This is a genomic window from Paenibacillus lutimineralis (assembly GCF_003991425.1).
GTDB lineage: Bacteria > Bacillota > Bacilli > Paenibacillales > Paenibacillaceae > Fontibacillus > Fontibacillus lutimineralis.
The window spans coordinates 5,008,516-5,028,546 of record NZ_CP034346.1 but is presented as its reverse complement, the minus strand read 5'-3'; the positions used below and the strand labels follow the sequence as shown (position 1 = coordinate 5,028,546).

At 48.1% G+C, this 20,031-nt stretch carries 13 protein-coding genes; 10 read left to right on the top strand and 3 right to left on the bottom strand.

Annotation, left to right across the window (positions count from 1 at the left end):
• Positions 1–95 precede the first annotated feature (95 nt).
• The 10 genes from EI981_RS22285 (at position 96) to groL (ending at position 16,721) form a co-directional block, all read left to right on the top strand.
• The gene (locus EI981_RS22285; RefSeq protein ID WP_162616248.1) at positions 96–6,419 is read left to right on the top strand and encodes a WIAG-tail domain; all 6,324 of its coding nucleotides are present in this window, start codon (positions 96–98) and stop codon (positions 6,417–6,419) included.
• Between the two features lie 200 nt (positions 6,420–6,619).
• Positions 6,620–7,576, top strand: coding sequence for a 3'-5' exoribonuclease YhaM family protein (locus EI981_RS22280; RefSeq protein WP_127001999.1), 957 nt, complete (start codon positions 6,620–6,622; stop codon positions 7,574–7,576).
• 176 nt (positions 7,577–7,752) lie between these two features.
• The gene (gene sdaAB, locus EI981_RS22275; RefSeq protein WP_127001998.1) at positions 7,753–8,415 is read left to right on the top strand and encodes an L-serine ammonia-lyase, iron-sulfur-dependent subunit beta; all 663 of its coding nucleotides are present in this window, start codon (positions 7,753–7,755) and stop codon (positions 8,413–8,415) included.
• A 53-nt stretch (positions 8,416–8,468) separates the two neighbouring features.
• Entirely contained in the window at positions 8,469–9,347 is an 879-nt protein-coding gene (gene sdaAA, locus EI981_RS22270) for an L-serine ammonia-lyase, iron-sulfur-dependent, subunit alpha (protein ID WP_127001996.1), read from the top strand.
• Positions 9,348–9,562: 215 nt separating this feature from the next.
• Positions 9,563–10,876, top strand: coding sequence for an FG-GAP repeat domain-containing protein (locus EI981_RS22265; RefSeq protein WP_227011539.1), 1,314 nt, complete (start codon positions 9,563–9,565; stop codon positions 10,874–10,876).
• Between the two features lie 22 nt (positions 10,877–10,898).
• Positions 10,899–11,597, top strand: a complete 699-nt coding sequence (locus EI981_RS22260; RefSeq protein ID WP_127001991.1) for a response regulator transcription factor — start codon at positions 10,899–10,901, stop codon at positions 11,595–11,597.
• Positions 11,584–12,984, top strand: coding sequence for a sensor histidine kinase (locus EI981_RS22255; RefSeq protein ID WP_162616247.1), 1,401 nt, complete (start codon positions 11,584–11,586; stop codon positions 12,982–12,984). Before EI981_RS22260 ends, EI981_RS22255 begins: the two co-directional genes overlap by 14 nt.
• Positions 12,985–13,312: 328 nt before the next feature.
• Positions 13,313–14,440 (top strand): stalk domain-containing protein, encoded by a 1,128-nt coding sequence (locus EI981_RS22250; RefSeq protein ID WP_227011538.1) that lies wholly within the window; start codon positions 13,313–13,315, stop codon positions 14,438–14,440.
• 312 nt (positions 14,441–14,752) lie between these two features.
• Positions 14,753–15,034 carry a co-chaperone GroES gene (groES, locus tag EI981_RS22245; RefSeq protein ID WP_127001985.1) on the top strand — a complete coding sequence of 94 codons (282 nt, stop codon included), beginning with the start codon at positions 14,753–14,755 and terminating at the stop codon, positions 15,032–15,034.
• 58 nt (positions 15,035–15,092) lie between these two features.
• A complete protein-coding gene (groL, locus tag EI981_RS22240; protein ID WP_127001983.1) occupies positions 15,093–16,721 on the top strand; it encodes a chaperonin GroEL in 1,629 nt (542 codons plus the stop codon).
• A 132-nt stretch (positions 16,722–16,853) separates the two neighbouring features.
• Here the strand turns inward: groL and EI981_RS22235 are convergent, their stop codons facing one another.
• The 3 genes from EI981_RS22235 to EI981_RS22225 form a co-directional block, all read right to left on the bottom strand.
• Complete coding sequence (locus EI981_RS22235; protein WP_127001981.1) at positions 16,854–18,035, bottom strand: MFS transporter; 1,182 nt, start codon at positions 18,033–18,035, stop codon at positions 16,854–16,856.
• Positions 18,036–18,059: 24 nt separating this feature from the next.
• Positions 18,060–18,878, bottom strand: a complete 819-nt coding sequence (locus tag EI981_RS22230) for a MerR family transcriptional regulator (protein WP_127001979.1) — start codon at positions 18,876–18,878, stop codon at positions 18,060–18,062.
• Positions 18,879–18,953: 75 nt separating this feature from the next.
• Entirely contained in the window at positions 18,954–19,964 is a 1,011-nt protein-coding gene (locus EI981_RS22225) for an alpha/beta fold hydrolase (protein ID WP_127001977.1), read from the bottom strand.
• Between the last annotated feature and the right edge of the window lie 67 nt (positions 19,965–20,031).

Genomic DNA, 20,031 nt, shown 5'->3' with positions numbered 1-20,031 from the left:
ATCCGAAAAATAATGCTGGGAAGTCCGGATAAGTCGCGGAGTTGCTGTGACAGGAGCCTAACTGTCCGCATATGATGCCTAAGGAGATTTATCTTTTGGCAAAGGGGAGGACGGCTCTGAAAAAGCGAACGAAAACCGCGAAAAACGGCAGGCCAAAAAACTCGCTATACTTCGTGGATAACCCGGATATGAATGAACTGAATCTGCTGAGTTCTTTCAAGGCCGAGAGCCAGCAGGAGGAAAAGGAGATCAAACTACACCAGTCTCTTGCAATGGTTGAGGTTGACGAATACACAGTGGAACAGAAGCATGCACAGGGTTCTCTTTCCCATGAGGGGTCCGAGCAGGCTTCAAAACTGCAGGAGGCCAAGGATCTGAGCGCTAAGGAGAGAGTAGCGCAGAATGAATCTGGGCAGCTTGCCCGGCATGATCAGATGGTAAAGGAAGCCCTTCAGGAAAAAAGAGCCTCACAGCTCGAGAAAGGAATTATTTACACTGACGATCTATCGAGTTCATCTGTAACAGGTGATAAAATTGCACCGTTTACCATCGACTCGACCAAGATCAGGCATGGGGCGATCGGTACTGCATGGATCGCTGATTATTCGGTAAGCAATATTAAAATTGCCGAATCGGCAGTAAATTCCTCCAAGATCGCCCCCGGCTCCATCACAGCCGATCATTTGGTGGATGGAGCCATTGAAGGACGAAAGATTCGTGAACGTTCGATCAGCGGAAGCAAGCTGGAGGAAGGTAGTATTACTGCCGATAAATTCGCTGATGGTGTGATTGGTGGAGAGAAGCTCGCCGACGGATCCATTGAGAGCCGCCATTTGCGGGAATGGATCGTAACGACGGATCTGATTCAGGATCAGGCGGTAACTACAGAGAAGCTGCGCAGTGGAAGTATTCATTCCTATCATATCGCCAATACAGCGATTGATACTTCCAAATTGAGCGAAGGTGCTGTTACCTCTGCGAAGCTGAGGGACGGGTCCGTAACGGGAGCTAAGCTGCAGGACGGCGTGATTGAGAGCCGTCATCTAGCTGAGAATGCAATCACCATTAATAATCTCGGGCCCGGATTGATCGCCAAAGAGCATCTGGCCCATGCCAGCGTAGGGGCTGAGCAGATTGAGAAGGGAAGCGTGGCTGCGCATCATCTCAAGGAGAAAGTCGTAGAGGGGGGGCATATTGCTCTAGGCGCTATTGGGAGTATCCATCTGCAAGCTGGCAGCGTTAGAGAAGAACACATTGGAAGCAGTGAAATCAAGGGTAGGCATTTGGCGGATCGCAGTATCATCTCTACTAAGCTAGCCGATCAGTCTGTCGGAACTTCACAGATCGTTGAGCAGTCAGTTACTTCTTCGAAGATTGCCGACCAGAGCATATTGCCACATAAGCTGGCGGATGAATCCGTACTGACAAGGCATTTGGCTAAAGGATCTGTGCAAGGGCCGCAAATTGCGACTAATACGCTTAATGCTGCACATATACAGCAGGGGGCAGTACATCGCGATCACATCTCCCCTAATGCAGTTCAGGAATGGCATCTTGCCGGTTCCGCAGTTACCGGTGATAAGATCGATATCGATGCGATTATTGGTGAGCATATTTCAGAGGAAGCCATCGAAGAGAGACATCTCCAGCCTGGGAGCATTGTATCGGAGAAGCTGGCCGAAGGCAGCGTGACCGAGAGTAAACTCGTGAGGGGAGCAGTCACTAGCAAAATCATTGGGGACAATCAAGTGCAGTCAAGTCATATTGTCTCCGGCTCGATTCAGCAGCAGCATCTGGCTCAGAACAGCGTGAGCAGCGACAAACTGCAGAAGGATTCGATTCATGAGGACCATTTGCAGAAGGGAGTCATCTTCTCTTATCATTTGCAGGACCATGCTGTGACGGCCTTGAAGCTATCCCCAGAGAGCGTGAGCAGCGACAAGATTACAGATCTGTCGATTACGAGCAGTAAACTGGCAGAAGGCAGTGTGGTCTCCTCTAAAATCGCCCCAGAGACGATTCAATCCTGGCATTTGGCAGAGGGGGCGATACTATCCAAGGATTTGGCAGAGGGCGCCGTTAAGTCACAGCATTTAGCGAAGGCTGCGGTTGACGCCAGTCACTTACAAACCAATGTACTCACGGAGGATCACTTTACAACCGAATCGGTGCCCGGGCAAGCATTGCAAAATCAAGCAGTCACTTCCGACAAAATAGCGGATCGCACGGTTCAGTCTCGTCATCTGGCAGAGGCCAACATTAAGGGAACACACATTGGGGAAGGTGTAATCGAATCGCATCACCTCACTCCTCAGGTAGTGAAGCTAGAGCATCTGTCCCTTGAATTGCAGGAGGGAGGACTGCTGCCGGAAGCAGGAATTAGCGGAATGGACATTCAGCCTTCATCCATTCGTCGCGCTCATTTGCAGAAGGGAGCGGTCGATGGAGAGGTTCTGCAGCTTGGCTCGGTAGGTATAGGCCATCTGCAGGCACATAGCGTCCAAAGTCAGCATATCGTTGCTTCTTCGGTACAGAGCGATCATCTGGCCGACGGAGCTGTCCAGTCCCGTCATATCGTCCCGGGAACTATTGACAGCGAAACGCTTGCGAAAGGGTCGGTTACGGCTGAGCATATCCAGCCTGGCGTGATTTCTAAGGTACTGATGGATGAGGAGATTGTGCGAGAAGGCATCCTGCCCGAAGGGGGGATTGGCGGAAAAAGTCTACAATCCGGCTCAATCAGTCGCACGCACCTGCAAAAAGGTGCTGTTGATGATGAAGCGCTGCAGAATGAATCGGTTGGTTCGCTGCACTTGCAGCTGAAATCGGTGCAAAGCTATCATCTGGCGGATGAAGCTGTGCAGATTCAGCATTTATCTTCGAATATTATCGAAGCACGGCATTTGACGGAAGGCAGTGTGCATGACTCCCACATCCATGAAGGAGCTGTTGATTCACAACATCTTCGTGAAGGCTCCGTAAATCACGTTCATCTATCTCCTGAGCTTCAGCAGGCGGGGCTACTTCCGAAGGATGGACTCAGCGGTACAGACCTAAGGCCCGGCTCGGTCAGCCGCGTTCATCTAGAGCAAAATGCCGTTGATGCAGATGTGCTCCAGAGTCACTCTGTGGGAGCCGTGCATTTGCAGGCCAATTCGATCTTCAGTCTACATCTGACGGATGAGTCGGTACAGGCGCAGCATCTGGCGGAGAATTCGATCAGTTCGCGGAATATTACAGAGAATTGCATCGGTGGTGCCCATATTAGGCAGAAGGCGATTGCTTCGCATCATATTGTTCCTAACGTGATCAGCCGTGGGCATTTGGCAAAGGAGCTTAGAGAACAAGGCCTACTGCCTGAACATGGGATCCGAGGAGAGGATATCCAGGTGGGCTCGGTCTCCCGAGAGCATCTGCTGGATAATACGGTGGATTCCGACGTACTGAGTCAGCAATCGGTCGGTTCTGAGCATATTCAGGAGGGATCGGTATTCAGCCACCATCTGGTCGATGAATCCATACAGTCCCGTCATTTGTCTACTGATGTAGTGGAATCTAATCATCTGTCGAAGCACTCCGTTGGCTCCGAGCATATTCAGGAAGAGTCAGTATCTGGAGGCCATCTGGTCAATAAATCTGTGCAGTCCCACCATTTGGCTGATGGAGCAGTAGAATCCAATCATCTGTCGAAATGTTCGGTTAGTTCGGAACATATTCGGGAAGGCTCGGTGTCCGGGTATCACCTGGCGGATGAAGCTGTACAGATCCAGCATTTATCTTCGAATATTATCAAAGCACAGCATTTGACGGAAGGCAGTGTGCATGACTCCCATATCCATGAAGGGGCTGTTTATTCACGGCATCTTCGTGAAGGCTCTGTAAATCACGCTCATCTATCTCCCGAGCTTCAGCAGGAGGGGCTGCTTCCAAAGAATGGAATCAGCGGTAAAGATCTGCGGCCCGGCTCAATTAGCCGTATTCATCTAGAGCAAAACGCCGTTGATGCAGATGTGCTCCAGAGTCACTCTGTGGGAGCCGTGCATTTGAAGGCCAATTCAATCTCCAGCCTGCATTTGACTGCTGAGTCGGTGCAAGCGCAGCATCTGGCGGAGAATTCGGTCAGTTCGCGACATCTTATAGAGAATTGCATCGATGGCACCCATATTGAGCAGAAGGCGATTGCTTCACATCATATTGCACCTAACGTGATCAGCAGAGAGCATTTAGCAGTGGAGATTAGAGAACACGGCTTGTTGCCTGAAGGCGGGATCCGAGGAGAAGATATCCAGGCGGGCTCGGTCTCCCGAGAGCATTTGCTGGATAATACGGTAGATTCCGACGTGTTGAGTCAGCAATCGGTCGGTTCTGAGCATATTCAGGAGGGATCGGTATTCAGCCACCATCTGATCGATGAATCCATACAGTCCCGTCATTTGTCTGCTGATGCGGTAGAATCCAATCATCTGTCGAAGCGCTCTGTTGGCTCCGAGCATATTCAGGAAGAGTCAGTATCTGGAAATCATCTGGTCAATGAATCTGTGCAGTCCCACCATTTGGCTGATGGAGCAGTAGAATCCAATCATCTGTCGAGATGGTCGGTTAGCTCGGAACATATTCAGGAAGGCTCGGTGTCCGGGTATCATCTGGCGGATGAAGCTGTGCAGATTCAGCATCTATCTTCGAATATTATCAAAGCACAGCATTTGATGGAAGGCAGTGTGCATGACTCCCACATCCATGAAGGAGCTGTTTATTCACGGCATCTTCGTGAAGGCTCTGTAAATCGCGCTCATCTATCTCCTGAGCTTCAGCAGGAGGGTCTACTTCCGAAGAACGGTATCAGCGGTAAAGAGCTGCAGCCCGGCTCAATTAGCCGTGTTCATCTAGAGCAAAATGCCGTAGATGCGGGTGTGCTCCAGAGTCACTCTGTGGGAGCCGATCATTTGCAGTCCAATTCGATCTTCAGCCTGCATTTGACTGCTGAGTCGGTGCAAGCGCAGCATCTGGCGGAGAATTCGGTCAGTTCGCGACATCTTACAGAGAATTGCATCGATGGCACGCATATTGAGCAGAAGGCGATTGCTTCGCATCATATTGCACCTAACGTGATCAGCAGAGAGCACTTAGCAGTGGAGATTAGAGAACACGGCTTCTTGCCTGAAGGCGGGATCCGGGGAGAAGATATCCAGGCGGGCTCGGTCTCCCGAGAGCATCTGCAGGATAATACGGTAGATTCTGACGTACTTAGTCAGCAATCGGTTAGTTCTGAGCATATTCAGGAGGGCTCTGTACTCGGCTATCATCTGGTCGATGAATCCATACAGTCCCGTCATTTGTCTGCTGAGGCGGTAGAATCTAATCATCTGTCGAAGCACTCCGTGGGCTCCGAGCATATTCAGGAACAGTCAGTATCTGGAAATCATTTGGTCGATGAATCCATACAGTCCCGTCATTTGTCTGCTGATGCAGTAGAATCTAATCATCTGTCGAAGCACTCCGTGGGCTCCGAGCATATTCAGGAAGAGTCAGTATCTGGAAATCATCTGGTCAATGAATCCATACAGTCCCGTCATTTGTCTGCTGAAGCGGTAGAATCTAATCATCTGTCGAAGCACTCCGTTGGCTCCGAGCATATTCAGGAAGAGTCAGTATCTGGAAATCATCTGGTCAATGAATCCATACAATCCCGTCATTTGTCTGCTGAAGCGGTAGAATCTAATCATCTGTCGAAGCACTCCGTTGGTTCTGAGCATATTCAGGAGGGCGCTGTATACGGCTATCATCTGGTCGATGAATCCATACAGTCCCGTCATTTGTCTGCTGAGGCGGTAGAATCCAATCATCTATCGAAGCACTCCGTTGGTTCTGAGCATATTCAGGAAGAGTCAGTATCCGGAAATCATCTGGTCAATGAATCTGTTCAGTCACATCATTTGGCTGACGGAGCAGTAGAATCCAATCATCTGTCGAAATGGTCGGTCAGCTCAGAACATATCCAAGAAGGATCAGTATTCGGGTATCATCTGGTGGATGATTCTGTGCAGTCCCGGCATCTGGCTTATGGATCAATCACATCTAATCATCTGTCGCCAAATTCTGTAGGCTCCGAGCATTTAAGGATTAATCCGGTCCAGGCAATCAGCGGTCAACAGGCTATACAACAGTTCGGCATGTCAGCATTCTTACTGCAAGGTTATGAGAAGTCGACCGAGATTACAATTCATTTTGATGAGCCCTTTGATCATGCGCATTATGTGCTTGTGGCGATGACCAATCATCCAGCGTACTATGTTAGTTTGAAGGATCGGTCCCCGGATATGGCTACTGTTGAGATATCAAGACTGAAGGATAGTCCGATCAATTATGGCTTTATCACCTGGATTGCGATCGCAAGCAAGGATGAGTCCACGATACTATAGTGGAATAGTTGCAGGTGTGGCCGGCAGTCGTACCGGATAGATCCGGGGCTGCCGGCCTTTTTGAACTGTCTCATTAATATGAAGTTCAAAATTTCAATTTTCAGCACCGAGAAGGTTGGATGAAACATCGATTCTTTTTTCTGCTTTAGCTAGGGACCCATAGTATAATAGAGATATGATTATTTTGTGGGGGAGAATCCATGACATTAATTAAAGAATTTGTAAATCAAGAGGAATTCATCGGTTATTATTTACTGAAGGAAGTAGAAGTTAAATTAACGAATAGTACGCCTCCCAAAAATTATTTGGATATCGTGCTGAGCGACTCCAGTGGAGAAATCTCTGCTAAATTATGGGATGCTTCAGAGGTTGATAAAGAGACCTTCTTCCCAATGGGGCTCGTAAAGGTACGCGGTGTTGTACAAACTTATCGGGAGCGGCTGCAAATGAAGATCATCCAGATGCGTCCGGTCAAAGAAGAAGATGGAGTGAAGTTGACGGAGTTCGTCCGTTCCGCTCCGATTCGGGCGGTGGACTTGATCCATACGATCCAGGCGACGATCGCTACTATATCGGATGCGGAGATCCGCAGCATCGTAACTTATTGTGTTGATAAAGTGGAAGAGAAGCTGATGCATTATCCGGCTGCGAAGACGCATCATCATGCCTATTTTGCCGGCCTTGCCTATCACATGGTCAGGATGCTGGAGCTTGGTGAGTTTCTCTGTGGGCAGCGTACATTTCTGAATCCAGATATGCTCCGGGCGGGAATTATATTGCACGATATTGCCAAACCCGAAGAGATGGTAGCACAGCTCGGCATTGTGTCCGAATATAGCACGGCAGGCAAGCTGCTAGGCCATATCTCAATGGCGTCCAACTGGATTACAGAGGCGGCGATCCGGCTTGATATTGACCTGGATTCACCGAAGGTGATGGGACTGCAGCATCTGGTGCTCTCACATCATAACTTGGGCGAGTGGGGTAGTCCGGTACAGCCGCAGACGGCGGAAGCGGTGGCCTTGCACCATATCGATGCACTTGATGCGAAGCTGCAGATGGTGGAAGATGCATTGAACACAACCGCGGAGGATGAGGATTGGACCCCACTTATTCGTGGTCTCGAGAACAAGGGAATTCATCGTTTGCGGGTATAATAAGCAATAACTAGATACACAGGCTGTCTTGCGGTCAGGCTTGGCCAAAGGGCGGCCTTTGTGCTGTTGCCGGGTATGGCCAATCTTATTGCATCGTCTCTGTGAAGCGCATATTATGGATTAGTGATTCTTTTTGCTCGAGATATTTCATGATTTATGTACAAGGGAGAATGATAATGAAATACCGTAGCGTGTTTGATGTAATCGGTCCGGTTATGGTCGGTCCCTCTAGCTCTCATACAGCAGGGGCGGCGAAGATTGGCAGGCTGGCGCGCAGTATATTTGGCAAAGAGCCGAAGCGTGTTGTATTGTCGCTGTACGGTTCTTTTGCTGATACTTATAAGGGACATGCCACTGATGTGGCATTAATTGCCGGATTATTGGGGTATGATACGGATGATCCACGTCTGCCTCAGGCTGCAAAATATGCGGCGGAAGCGGGAGTAGAGATTATCATTAGAACAGAAGAGGCGATTCCGGAGCATCCGAATACGGTCCGCATCACCATGCAGAGCGGGAGCGAGGAGATTGATCTGGTAGGGATTTCTATCGGCGGAGGCAAGGTTGAGCTGCGTGAGCTGAATGGATTCCAATTGGGCCTGTCTGGCGAAAGTCCGGCTATTCTAATTATTAATCATGATCGCTATGGCGTTATCGCCAGAGTGACCTATATATTGAGTGAAAATCATGTCAACATCGGAAATATGAAGGTGTCCCGTAAGGAAAAGGGCAAGATGGCTCTGATGGTCATCGAGACGGATGAGATGATTGGCGGCGAAGTGATCGATACCATTAGGAAGCTAGAGGGTGTTGACCGGGTTCTGTCAATGGAGGATTAGCAGAGCGCCCTACTTTTTGAACACAAATTATATGTAAAGGAGGCAGGACTACAATGTTTTCTAATGTGGCAGAGTTAATCGCACTAGCGGAAGAGAAATCATGTTCCATTGCGGAGATCATGATCCGCCAGGAGATGGAAGTTAGCGGAAAGAGCCGGGAACAGATCCGCGAGCAAATGTCGCGCAATCTTGAGGTGATGGAGAAGGCTGTAGAAAGAGGACTCAGCGGTGTGAAGTCACATTCGGGATTGACCGGTGGTGATGCGGTAAAAATGCAACAATATATCGCTAGTGGTCAAGGAATAAGCGGCTTTACTGTGCTTGATGCAGTTAGCAAAGCGGTCGCTACCAATGAAGTGAATGCGGCAATGGGACTGATTTGTGCCACGCCGACCGCTGGCGCTTCGGGGGTTATCCCGGGCGTATTATTCGCGCTGGTGGATAAGCTTCATCCGACCCGGGATCAGATGATTGATTTTCTGTTCACATCCGGGGCGTTTGGGATGGTTGTCGCCAACAATGCCTCGATTAGCGGCGCTGCTGGAGGCTGTCAGGCCGAAGTGGGCTCTGCAACGGGTATGGCAGCAGGTTCAATCGTGGCTCTGGCCGGAGGGACACCGCAGCAATCTGCTACAGCGATGGCCATAGCGCTTAAGAACTTGCTCGGTCTAGTATGTGATCCTGTTGCTGGCCTGGTTGAAGTTCCGTGTGTGAAGCGGAATGCGATGGGAGCAGCGATTGCCATGGTAGCTGCAGACATGTCGCTGGCTGGTATTACGAGTGCGATTCCTTGTGATGAAGTGATAGAAGCGATGTACCGGATTGGTCAAGCGATGCCGGTTGCACTGCGAGAGACCGCACAAGGCGGACTTGCAGACACGCCTACAGGACGACGGCTGAAGACAGAGATATTGAATGGTGAGCGGAATTAAGAGCCCGTCAAGGGTGATTCGATAATGAGAACCGTTGATGTAGGCTATCCTAAGGTCATCTGACCTTGTGTGATAGCCTTTGTTCATTGTTGGCGTAATGGTTCTGTAACCTCTTCATCTCGTCATTCTATATGATTAGAGATATAGTTAGTCAGTCTATGAAATAATTGAATGGTGATGACATGAGAATTAATCGAATGATCCTTGTATTCATAATGAGCGGAATCGTCTTGCTTCTCGGCGGCTGCGGTCTGGGTAGTACGCCATTTCAGCTGCTGCAGCCCCCTGCCCAGTCCCAGCAGCAGTCCAATATCCGCCAGGAGGTACTGCAGCAATTGCCGCCTCATTCCAAGCTGGTCATACCCGATAACGGACCTTATGGGGCGACGGCGATATTCATTAAAGACATTCTCGGGGACGGCCACCGGCAGGTGATTGCCTTTTATGCCAATGAAAGCGACGAATTTGAACATGGGTATATTGTATTGCGGGAGAATAAAGGGAAATGGGAACGGATGGACCAGGTCACCGTTCCGAGCCGCGGTATCGACTTCTTCCAGCTTGCCGATCTTGATGGAGATGGACGCAGCGAGATCATTACCGGCTGGAAAGGCGGGGTCCGCGGACGCAATGAGCTCCAGATTCATTCAGTGAATGAGCAGGACAAGCTTGAACTGGACGGGGATATGCTGTATACACAGATGCTTGTTACCGATCTTGAAGGCAATAACAGACCGGAGCTGTTCAACCTGTCCTGGGATTCCGAAAAAATGGTAGCGGAAGCCGCTTTATATGATTTTCAAGATGGACAGTTGGTCAAGCAAACGGCGCTTGATCTAGATGGAGCCATTAACGGCTATGCTCAGGTTGTTACCGGCAAAGTAAATGGAGAACGCCAGGGAATTGTCATCGTGGCCGATATCGGTGCCCACTCTTCTTATACTTCGATGCTGATTAAGGAGCAAGGACAGTTAAAGGATGTGCTTAATGCCGATCCGCTCAACCCGGAATTTTTCAATGCCCAGACGACCTTGAGCGAAGATGTCAACGGGGACGGAATTCTGGAGATTGACCGGATGAAGGAGCCTCCGGGAACAGAGGATATCCCTTACGCGGATATGCCGTTCATTCATGAGTGGATACAGTGGACGCCACAAGGCAAGCTGCAGCCCGTGATGGACAGCTTCTACGACTTTGAGAACAATTATCGCTTTGAACTGCCAGTGCGTTGGACCGATCAGGTAACACTGCAGTACATCGGCGACAATAACGAGGGCATATCGTTCAGACCCCTGCGAAACCCTGAGATATCGCTCCTGGAGATCAAAATGGTGCCCATGTCCGGCAAGAGTCAAGAGATTGAAAAATGGAAGAACGCAGGCTATCAATTTGTCTCCTTGCGCGAAGGCAAAGACAAGTGGATTGCTGGCATCTTCCCGGAGAGTTTGGATGGATATCCGAATGCGATTCAATCGTTGGCTATTTCGGTGAAAGAACTGGTCAGCGGTTTTACAGATACGAAATTTTGAGGCAGTGTTGGAGGTTGTACAGATGAAAGTAATGATTGTGGAGGACGAGCGCCCGATCCGTAATTTTGTGCGCATCAACTTGAAACGGCAGGGGATCGTCGTTGTGGAGGCGGAATCTGGTGAGGAGGCGATGGAAGCCGTCGAGAGGGAGAAGGACATAGATATAGCCTTGCTTGATATTCAACTGCCCGCGATTAGCGGGCTTGATGTGTGTAGAATGCTCAGGCGCTCCTTTCCGAAAATGGGCATTATTATGCTAACAGCACTAACACAGGAGGAAGACCTGGTGGCCGCTCTTGAAATGGGAGCGGATGATTATATATGCAAACCGTTCAGTCCAACAGAGCTGTTGGCCCGGATTAATGCGCTCTACCGCAGATTGCATCCTGTGGCGTATGAAATGGGGGGGCAGCTTCAGTCGGGCATTTTTGTGTTATCGTCGAAGGAACGGAAGCTGTGGAAGAATGGAATTGAGGTGGAACTGACACCGACTGAATATGCGTTGATGAAATTGTTCCTGGAGCATGCAGATGCCAGTCTAAGCAGGGATGACATTCTCAATGCAGTATGGGGACAGGATTATACGGGTGAGGTGAAGACTGTCGACGTACATATGCGGCGTTTGCGCAACAAGATTGAGGAGGATCCTTCCCATCCGCACTGGATTCATACGGTGTGGGGACATGGCTACAAATGGAGCTCGCAGTATGAAGAGCATTAAGAGCAAGCTGTTATTAAGCCATTTCTTTATTATTTTGCTCGTTACGACCCTGTTCTCAACTGTCTTTCTGTATGGTGTCCACCGCTATTATTACCAGGGGGCGAAGGAAGCGTTCGCGGAGCGGGTTAATGTGCTGTCTTCCTACTACAATAAGTTCATTAACGATGAGACGCTGCGTGAAAAAGCGACGGAGATCTTCCAGCAGCTTCCGGCCGCTGATTATATGAGTGTTCAGGTGCTTGATCTGTCGGGAAAGGTGCTGATGGACGCCAATGGCTTCGAGCAGAAGGGGCACTTGTCCTCGCCGGATATTGCCAGAGCTATTCAGGATGGAGAAGGGTCATGGTCCGGACAGACAGAGCAGGACGGCGAGCATGTGATAGCGTACAGCTATGCCCTATACCGGGAGGAGAATACCGTCGGCGTCGTTCGGTTTGTTACATCCTTGGCTGCGGTTGATAAACTGTATGCGGAGATCGTCCTGGTGACGCTGACGCTTAGTCTCGGCATTATTGCCGCTTCCTTTATCGTCAGTTTATTTCTGTCGAGCAGAATGGTGGGCCCCCTGCTTGAATTGCGGCGCATAGCCAATGCGTATATCAGAGGGGATTTCCATGTCCGTTCCGAGAATCGGCAGCGCGATGAGATTGCCGTGCTTGGTCAGACGATGAATGTAATGGCCGAGGAAATTTTGAAGACTGACAAGCTAAAGCATGAGTTTATTTCTACGGTGTCCCATGAATTAAGGACGCCGCTTACTTCTATTCAGGGCTGGTCGGAGACGCTGCTTACTGGAGATATGCAGGATAGAGAAGAACTGCTCGACGGGCTGCAGACGATTCGTGATGAGGCGAAGCGGCTCAACGGCATGGTCAATGATCTGCTGGACTTCTCCAAGCTGCAGGCGAAACATCTGGAGATGCATCCAACGCGCTGGAATGTCGGAGAATTGCTGCATGAACTGAAAATACAATTCTCGGCCCATCTCGAGCAGAAGGGGGTTACTCTGCGAACCGAGTATGACGCTAGTGCCGGATACATTACCGCAGATCGCAACCGGATGAAGCAGGTGCTTATCAATCTGCTCGACAATGCGATCAAATTTTCACATGAAGGCGGAGAAGTATTGCTTAGAGCGCAGCGGCTTGAGCAGAGGCTGAAGCTTGAAGTTGTCGATGAAGGCGAGGGGATCGCGCCTGCTGATCTGGAGAAGATGATGACCAAATTTTTCAAGGGCAAGAGCAAGCAGTCCGGCAGCGGAATCGGGCTCGCTCTGTCTAAGGAGATTGTGGAAATGCATGGGGGAAGCATGAAGATAGACAGCGAGTTACATAAGGGGACAACGGTAACTATTAAATTGCCTTCTGCTTCATCGCTGCTGACGTAGGCTGTTGTCGATTTGTAACTATCTCTTTCACCGCCCCTGTTACGATAGGTTCACAGGAAGATTAGTCCATTATAATGGTAGTTCAAAAAGCCCGCTTTTGATCACGAAGTGAATCAAGAAGCTTACTCGGCATCGAATCTTGAATTCAGCCGGGATTTCCGGTGCTCACGTACAAACTACGTACGCTCCGCTCCTCAATCCCTAGCTTCATCCAACCTTCTCGGTGCTGAAAACCGATCTTTTTGAACTCTCATGTTACTTGTAAATTCAGGCTAACTTCAGAAACTATAGTTCAACTTAGGAAAGGGCGATGGATATGAAAACATGGATGACTAAAAAATCGATTATTGCTTTAGGAGTGGCTGGTGGAATCCTGATCAGCGGCGCAGTTTTTACCCAGCTGGCATATCCGGTACAAGCGGCTCAAGGCGTTGCACCTTCCGCCAAGAGCGTGGTTGAGGCAGAACTCTCAAATAAGCAAGAACAGAAGGTTACTATTAAGACGAAAACTCTCACTTCAAATAGCCCTTATTTGAAGGCCCAGGTGAAAATTCCAGTCGTTGAGGGCTTGAAGGATACACAATATGGCCTAGAAATGAATGATATTATTGAACGCAATGCGGATAAAGCGATCCAAGAGTGGGAGAAGCTGGCTACGGAAGGAGCCAAGGATGCGAAAGAGAATAAATATGAATTCCGTCCGTATGAATTGTATATCGACTATGAGGTGAAATCAGACGGCTCTGCTGCTGCTAATCCGCAGCAATTGCTCTCGTTCGTAGTTACTCAAGAGGGTTTTAGCGGAGGTACTTCCATGCCGATCAAATATTTCTACAATGTATGGAATAAAGCCGAGGCCGAACGGGTGACGCTTGAGGAATTGTTCGGCACCGACTACAAGGCAGCGCTGAACAAGCAAATTCGCGAGCAAATCGCTATGCAGCCGGACGATTATTTCGCGGATGAGTTCAAAGGAATCGATGCTGGGCAAGAAGAAGATTTCTATGTGAAGGACAGCAAAGCAGTGATCGTATTCCCTAAATACTCGATCGCACCAGGTGCTGCAGGAACACCGGAATTCAGCATTGCCCTTTCCGCCAAAGGTGGAGATAATGAAGCTGCAGAGGCAAGTGTTGTCATCAACAAGAGCGATTACTACACAAAAGCAGATGGGCAGGTTATGATTCCGCTGCGTTCCACGATTGAAGGCCTTGGCTTCAAGTTGACCTGGAATGCAAAGGAGAAAAGAGCAGACCTGACCAAAGATGCCGTATTTACATCGATTGAGCTCGATAAGGATCAATATTTCTTCAACAAGGTAGCGCCGTTCTCCCTTGGCACGGCTCCAGAGCTGCATAACAAGAATATGTATGTTCCTGCGGAATTCGTAAGCAAAGTGCTTCAAGGTACTATCGAAAAGGCAGAGAACGGAGCGCTTAACGTAACGCTTAAATAATTAAATCAGATTGATAAGCATATTCAGTAACAAGGTTAGAAAAGAAAATAAAGAGCAGTCTCAAATAAAAATATATATTGAGATTGCTCTTTTCTTATTTGTTGGATTTATTTCTACTAGCCTCTGCATCAGATGAGATTATCCTCTGAATGAGTGGTTGGTCTGATAAAAAATACAATTAGGAACTTGAAATTTGTCCATAATTTGAGTATCATAATATTGGTTATTAGCACTTGAATATGTCGAGTGCTAATACATAGAAGAATATGTCTACGATTTCATTACAACATATTAATAAGGAGGCTATTTCTCATGATTAGACCATTAGGTGAACGTGTATTGGTAGAACCAATCGAACAAGAAGAAACGACGGCTTTCGGCATCGTGCTTCCAGATACAGCAAAGGAAAAGCCGCAAGAAGGCAAAGTTGTAGCCGTAGGTAGCGGCGCATTGAAGGATGGCGTCCGTGTTCCTCTGGAAGTGAAGGAAGGCGACCGCGTGTTGTTCTCCAAATATGCAGGTACTGAAGTGAAATATGAAGGCAAAGAGTATTTGATCATGAAGGAAAGCGACATCCACGCGATTGTCGGTTAATAGGCCTTTCTCGGTCAATTCGGTCACGCTCTAATATACTTAAGGAGGAATCGTAACGATGGCAAAAGTAATTAAATTTAGTGAAGAAGCACGTCGCGCAATGCTTCGTGGTGTAGATACTTTGGCTGATGCAGTAAAAGTAACACTTGGACCAAAGGGCCGCAACGTTGTATTGGAGAAGAAATTCGGCAGCCCGTTGATCACCAATGATGGTGTAACAATCGCGAAAGAGATCGAACTGGAAGATGCATTTGAGAACATGGGGGCTCAGCTCGTCAAAGAAGTAGCGACGAAGACAAATGATGTCGCTGGTGACGGTACGACAACAGCAACTGTACTTGCTCAAGCACTGATTCGTGAAGGCTTGAAGAACGTAACTGCAGGCGCTAGCCCAATCGGTCTTCGCAAAGGGATCGACAAAGCCGTGAAAGTAGCGGTTGAAGAGCTGCAAAAGATCTCCAAGTCGATCGAAGGCAAGCAATCGATCGCTCAAGTAGCTGCGATCTCTGCAGCAGACGAAGAAATCGGCGAACAAATCGCCGAAGCAATGGAAAAAGTGGGCAAAGATGGTGTTATCACTGTTGAAGAATCCCGTGGTTTCTTAACTGAGCTTGAAGTGGTAGAAGGTATGCAATTCGACCGTGGCTATGTATCTCCATACATGATCACAGATACCGATAAGATGGAAGCCGTCCTCGACAATCCATACATCTTGATCACCGACAAGAAGATTAGCAGCACGCAAGAAATCTTGCCGTTGCTTGAGAAGATCGTTCAACAATCGAGACCACTGCTTGTGATCGCCGAAGATCTCGAAGGCGAAGCACAAGCGATGCTGATCGTGAACAAACTGCGTGGAACGTTCAACGCGGTAGCTGTTAAGGCGCCTGGCTTCGGCGACCGCCGTGAAGCAATGTTACAGGATATCGCAGCCTTGACTGGCGGCCAAGTGATCACCGAGAAACTTGGTTTGGATCTGAAGAGCACAACAATCGAGCAACTGGGTAATGCACGCCAAGTTATCGTAACTAAAGAAAACACGACAATCGTTGACGGAAACGGCGACAAAGCCGATATCGATGCTCGTGTGAACCAAATCCGTGCGCAACTGGAAGAGACGACTTCCGAGTTCGACAAGGAGAAACTGCAAGAGCGTCTGGCTAAACTGGCTGGCGGCGTAGCGGTTATCAAAGTTGGTGCAGCTACAGAAACCGAATTGAAAGAACGCAAGCTTCGCATCGAAGATGCCCTGAACGCAACTCGCGCAGCGGTTGAAGAAGGGATCGTATCGGGCGGCGGCGTAGCGCTCGTGAACGTATATAACGCAGTCGCAGCACTTGACCTGAGCGGCGACGAGAAGACAGGCGCAAGTATCGTGCTTCGCGCTCTGGAAGAGCCAGTTCGCACGATCGCAGCGAATGCAGGTGAAGAGGGCTCCGTTATCGTAGAACGCCTGAAGAAGGAAGAAGTAGGCGTAGGTTACAACGCAGCTACTGGCGAATGGGTGAACATGTTCGACGCGGGTATCGTTGACCCTGCGAAGGTAACGCGTTCCGCTCTACAATATGCAGCATCCGTAGCAGGTCTGTTCCTGACTACTGAAGCGGTAGTCGCTGATAAGCCAGAACCAGCTGCACCAGCTATGCCTGACATGGGCGGCATGGGTGGAATGGGCGGAATGATGTAATAAGGCCTACGTAGCCTTATGCATCAAGGGCTTCCGCTATCGGAAGTACCGTTTGACCATAAAAGAGGCTTCTCACAGGTTCGAATTTGAACTTGGTGAGAAGCCTTTTTTAATTCATTTGGAACGACGATTTCATTGTTCATTAGTAACAATAGGTGTTCCAATATCACTGCTCATTTTTTTGAATAGCAAGATCGCAAGAAGTAAAGCTATGCATACAGCAGCAAGGCCCAGCCAATTCAAATACAGGACAGATGTACGGCTGATGACAAGCCCGCCTAATCCAGATCCCAGTGCAAAACCAAATTGGATGAAGGAAGTATTTACGCTTAGGGCAATGTCCGGATTTCGAGGTGCCAGAGTAACCAGATATAGCTGTTGGGCAGGGGAAATACTCCAGGTTGCTAACATAAAGATCATTAAAACTAAGATCAATACAAAGAGATTGACACCGGCTAGAGCAAACAAGAGGAGAGTTGCTCCTTGTAACAGGAGCCCGAGACAAATCGTGAATTTCGATCCCTTTGCATCTGCCAATTGTCCGCCCACTCTTGATCCAACGAAGCTGCAAATTCCCGCCAGGAATAGAACAGCGCTAATTTCAGTTATGGAAAGGGAGGATGTCGCTTGCAAGAAGGGCGTAATATAAGTGAAGAGTGTTGAATAACCGCCGATATAAAATAAAGTAATAACCAAGGCAGTCAAAATTTTTGGGTTTTTTAAGATAGAGAGTTGCATCCTGAGGGTAACTTTATCTTCCTCTTTGATTGCCGGAACCTTTTTATAGATGATGAGCAATGGAAGTACGCTTAATAAACCGATCAGAATAAATAAAACTCTCCAGCCAAACATCTCACTAAAAAATGTACCAATGGGAACCCCCAGCACGAGCGAACTGCTGAGCCCCATTAAAATAATACCAATGGCTCTACCTCTTCTTTCTTTATCAACCAGTCGTGTCGCTACAGCCATGGCTACCACCGTAGAGATTCCTCCGCTAACCCCTTGAATAATTCGTATCCATATTACTGTTTCGTAAGAAAGGTTTACAAACATGAGTCCGTTGCTGGCTATAAACACACTAAGGGTAGCCATAAGTAGTTTCTTGCGATCCACATTTATCGTTAAAGCAATCAGAATCGGTGCGATAATAGCTGCTGCAAGAGCAAATACAGTTACTAAAAGCCCAACTTTGGAAGTAGATACTCCCAAGTCCACGGCGATCATTTCAATGATTCCTGTAATAATGTATTCAATGGTGCCGATCAGAAAAACAGCGAGTGCGAGGACACAGATGATCAGGTTTCTTTTCAAATGAAGACTCTCCTCCTCCTCCTATTACCTACTTGTAATTGGAATTTGTATTTCCATTAGTTGTTCATTTTGTTTTGTGGATAACGGTGAATATATTTCCCTGCCGGGCTCGTTTTCCTTGATCAGATAGTTATTTTCCTCAATCCATTTCGCTAGATCAACACAGGCAGTACAAGCAAAGTTAGAATCTGAACGAAAGGCCATTGTGGCCATCATCGGCTCAGAAGGAAGAGTACATAGTTGAAGAGTATCTGAAAATGCTGGAAGCTCTCGGGTCAAAAAATACCCGACTTCAAATTCAAACTCATCTTCTTTTTCGTCGATTTCTTTCCACAAAACAACCTGGGGACTTTGAGCCAATTGGCGAGTTTCCTTTGTTAACAATTGATTAAATGTACGAAAGAGTTCTGGAATGTCTTCTTCTCTCCCGTGCGCCTTCAAAGAAAGAAACGGTTGAGCAACTTCTGCTTTGATCCTGATTTCTTGTCCTTTTTCCACTTGCCCCTCACTTTTTATAAGCTGCATGCGCTCCTCGATCCTGGCGAGTTTGGCTTGTTCCATATCAATGATCTGCTGGATTTCATTTTTTTTCAGCTTAAACATCCCTTGAATATGCTCCAGTGTAATATCTTCGCGGAGCAACTGTATAATTTGTGGCAAGGTGAACCCCAATTCCTTATAGATGAAGATTCGGTTCAGCTCAAGCAACTGGTCTGCTGAATAGTAACGGTAGCCGGTGTCATGATCTACTTTTCTCGGCTTTAGCATGCCAATCTGGTCATAATAGCGCAATGTTTTTAAGGAGACCTTACTTAGCCTTGAAAACTCACTGATTTTAAACAAATGATCACCTCCAATCTATAACATAATGGAAGTATATAGTTTCCCCTGCAGGGGAAAGTCAAGTGTGCGTAGGTATCATTCAAGTAAGAACTTTTTCAGGCTATTATCTATAAATATGGAATCTGGTTCATGCTGTCCGATACCTGCGCAATGTCCCCACTTCGATTCAATTGGGAGGAAGAGTGCATTGGGCATAAACTGCGTCTCATATTTGTTATCTTGGGGAGGAAAGAAAAGGTCTGTACTTCCCGGCATGACCAGTGCTCGTGCTTTTATTCTGCTTAGTGCTAGTTCAAAATCACCGTTATGCGCTGGATTTGCGCTAATGTCACCGGTAATTCCAGTGCGCAGCATCGTGATCAGGTCATTGGCATCAAAGGTCAAAAATACTTGATCCCAGTAATCTATAAGATATTCCTCCAGTGTATCGTAGCCCTCTTGCTGATAGAGTTGCTCTAGATAATAAGCCTGGGAGAAGCCCCAAGCCGCATAGACTCGTCCCATGGCTGCCAAACCCACTTTAGGCTGCTGCGTGTAAAGGCCATTCTTCCAGGCAGAATCAGCCTGAAGTGCTGCAATCATTCCTTCAAATACAACCTTTGCATGCGGTCGGGTCATGGCCGTTCCTCCAAATGGAGCGATTCGTTCGACCATGTCCGGATAACTTGCCCCCCACTGAAATGTCTGCACAGCTCCGAGCGACCATCCTACGACGAGGGCGATTTTCGTAATACCAAACTTCTGGGTAACCAGTTGATGCTGCAGCCGCACATTATCATAAATCGAAACCAGCGGGAAATTAGATTGATGGTAAGGCGGTGGTGTATTGCTTGGCGAGGAGGATAATCCATTGCCTAGCATGTTGGGGATGATGATAAAATACTTTTCCGGGTCCAATGCCTTGCCAGGTCCAATTAACCATTCATTATCAGTATGCTGGCCTGCAAACCAGGTAGGATAAAGGATAACATTATTTTTTTCTGCATTTAGCGTTCCGTAGGTTTTATAGGCGAGAACGGCATGTGGCAGGGTATCGCCGGATTGCAGCAGCACGTCTCCCAATTCATAAATTTCATAATCTCTCATGTGAAAATCTCCTTTTCATAGCTAAAGATGAATGGCGCCATTCTTGTCATCACTCTACGATGATGTT